The sequence below is a fragment of the Salegentibacter maritimus genome, assembly GCF_016236915.1.
In the GTDB taxonomy this organism is placed as follows: Bacteria; Bacteroidota; Bacteroidia; order Flavobacteriales; family Flavobacteriaceae; genus Salegentibacter; species Salegentibacter maritimus.
On sequence record NZ_JAEHOK010000086.1, the window covers coordinates 1 to 209 of the forward strand.

1 protein-coding gene is annotated in these 209 nt (G+C 42.6%); it reads right to left on the minus strand.

Translation table 11 applies throughout. The annotated features are described in order from the left end of the window. On the minus strand, window positions 1-206 hold a 206-nt coding region (locus I6U49_RS17360), incomplete at its 3' end, for an HYR-like domain-containing protein (RefSeq protein WP_455431176.1). Window positions 207-209 lie beyond the last annotated feature (3 nt).

Sequence of the window (209 nt, forward strand, 5' to 3'; positions counted from 1 at the left end):
GTATCGTTAACAGTAATTTCCTGTGTTACATTGATAGAGTTCCCGGCATCATCTGTTACGCTATAGGTTCTAGTGATGATTTCAGGATTGCTATTGCCATCGCTAACATCAGATACAAAAGCGACAGTTGGATTGGCAGTACAATTATCTGCTTCATCGGTGACCACCGTAATGTCCGGCTCAGGTACATCCGCAATACATTGCACATT